The sequence below is a fragment of the uncultured Maritalea sp. genome, assembly GCF_937139385.1.
In the GTDB taxonomy this organism is placed as follows: Bacteria; Pseudomonadota; Alphaproteobacteria; order Rhizobiales; family Devosiaceae; genus Maritalea; species Maritalea porphyrae_A.
In genome coordinates, this window is the sequence record NZ_CAKZPW010000013.1 from 1 (window position 1) to 2,435 (window position 2,435).

General features: G+C 51.7%; 1 protein-coding gene and 2 pseudogenes. 2 read left to right on the forward strand and 1 reads right to left on the reverse strand.

All coding sequences use genetic code 11. The features are described 5' to 3' along the window. A pseudogene (gene adh / locus Q0231_RS00620) lies at positions 1-917 on the reverse strand (aldehyde dehydrogenase); the annotation flags it as partial. A 220-nt stretch (positions 918-1,137) separates the two neighbouring features. Here adh and Q0231_RS00625 point away from each other — a divergent pair. Then, positions 1,138-2,097, forward strand: coding sequence for a GAF domain-containing protein (locus tag Q0231_RS00625; RefSeq protein ID WP_299343682.1), 960 nt, complete (start codon positions 1,138-1,140; stop codon positions 2,095-2,097). 146 nt (positions 2,098-2,243) lie between these two features. Next, positions 2,244-2,435: pseudogene (locus Q0231_RS00630) on the forward strand (hypothetical protein); the annotation flags it as partial.

Below are 2,435 nucleotides of genomic sequence, written 5' to 3' on the forward strand. Positions count from 1 at the left end.
GCGCGGCTGGGGCAGGTGCAAACTTCGCCCTGGTTCAGCGCGAACATCACAAAGCCTTCGATCGCCTTGTCAAAGAAATCATCGTCTTCGCGCGTCACGTCTTTAAAGAAAATGTTTGGCGATTTGCCACCCAATTCAAGCGTGACCGGAATAAGGTTTTGACTTGCGTACTGCATAATCAGTCGACCCGTTGTGGTCTCACCGGTAAAGGCAATTTTGGCAATGCGTTTGCTTGAAGCAAGCGGTTTACCTGCTTCCAGTCCAAAACCATTGACCACATTTAACACGCCTTTTGGCAAAACGTCAGCAATCAGCTCCATCAGGATCATAATCGAAGCAGGTGTTTGCTCCGCCGGCTTCAACACCACGCAGTTACCCGCAGCCAATGCAGGTGCCAACTTCCACGTCGCCATCAAAATTGGGAAGTTCCATGGGATAATTTGCCCCACAACCCCAAGCGGCTCATTGAAATGATAGGCAACCGTATCATTGTCGATTTGCGCGACAGACCCCTCTTGCGCACGGATCACACCTGCAAAATAGCGGAAATGATCAATCGCCAGCGGCATATCTGCCGCTGTTGTTTCCCGGATGGGCTTGCCGTTGTCCCATGTCTCAGCTTCAGCCAACAGATCAAGGTTTTCTTCCATGATATCGGCAATTTTGTTCAGCATCACCGCGCGTTCGGCTTGACTTGTGCGGCCCCAAGCATCTTTTGCGGCGTGAGCGGCGTCCAAAGCAAATTCAATGTCAGCTTCATTTGAGCGCGCAACTTCGCAGATCACCTGACCATTTACCGGCGAAGTATTTTCAAAATACTTGCCCGATTTCGGCTCAACAAATTCACCATTGATGAAATTGCCATATTGGCTTTTGTAAATGCGGGACGCAGAGCGCGTAATATCGATCTTGTTCATTTTGTCCTCCTCTCGCCTTTGTTTGGCGTAAGGGCAGCATGTCTGAACCAACAACAGATCGTCACTAGGGGTGATCCAATCAGCCCCTCTGACCTGTCTCATTTCCGCGACACAGATTAACAGCAAAAGCCCAAAACTAAAGGCAAACGCCGACATCGAGCGTCGCCCCCCACTATATCAGTCAAAAATGCTGTGCTATTCTGAAGTTGGGAGGACACCAATGGCGACAAATATCACTCACGCGAATTATGTGCGTTCGATTGTTGAAAAGAAGCAGTCAGCTGTTCGTTCAGGTTTGGCGGCCTCCTGGCGACGCTCCATGTTGCACTATGGCTTGACCCCAGAACAGCAACGCCGCGCCGATCTTGTTTCCGAACAAACACTACGCCATGCCCGCGAAAAGCTGGACTTCCTCCTCCACGTCGCCCAGCCCACTTTGCAAAAGCTTTTTACCACTGTCGACCGATCAGGTTGCGTTGTTGTTATGTCCGATATGGATGGGGTGATTATTGCCAGCCAAACTCAAGATGGCGACAAAATGGTTTTTGACCAATGCGGTTTGACCACCGGCGCCGTGTGGAGCGAGTCTCAACAAGGCACCAACGGCATAGGCACGTGCGCGGCAGAACAACGCCCCATCGTGATCCATAAAGATCAACACTTTAAGAGCCAAAACACCGCCATGAGCTGCATGGGCGCGCCCGTTTTTGACAATGAGGGCAACATGATTGCCGTGCTAGATGTCTCAAGCTGCCGTTCAGATTTAACCTCTGGTTTTGCCAATGTTTTTGGCAAAGTTGTTGCCGACACTGCCCATAAGATTGAGCAAGATTATTTCCGCGCATCCTTTCGTGAGGCGCGCATTGTTATGGCACCAACGCAAGATTTGAACGCGGCCTTGTTTGCTGTTGACCAAGACGAACTGGTGATCGGTGCAAACCGCCACGCCCGCAAGGCCTTCGGGCTGACAAATGACAAAATCGCCGACCCACGACCGCTCAGCGATTTAATGGGGCATAGCGATCAGCAAGTAGCAAGCCTAAAAAACGCAGAAAAGTCTGAGCTGCGCCGCGCCCTCGCGCGCACCAAAGGCAATGTTTCGCTGGCCGCCAAGCAACTCGGCATTTCCCGCGCCACCATGTATCGACGCATGCAGCGGCTCGATATTTCGGCAAACTAGACCCCATCCAGTGGCGCGAGTCTCATTTCTGAGACAGTTTGAGACACCAAGTTCGATGTGCCATCACTTCCAATTGTCTTGATATTGTCTTGCCCGGTTTTAAAGCGCGCACTAAGTTGCCCTCGCGTCAAAACTCGGAGCAAGATATGTCCCGCCTCACCTTTCGAAACGCCACCCGAAACGATATCGCCACTATTCTTGCGCTTGTTGTGGGGGGAAACGCCCCCGGCCGCAGCATTGTTGACGATGCAAATGACGCCGAAGCGCCAGAATACCAACGCGCATGGGACGCCATCGAACAAGACCCAAACAGTTCCTATGTGATCGCAGAGATTTCT

Coding starts and splice junctions, on each gene's coding strand:
- Q0231_RS00625 (WP_299343682.1), top strand. CDS start 1,138: ATGGCGACAAATATCACTCACGCGAATTATGTGCGTTCGATTGTTGAA.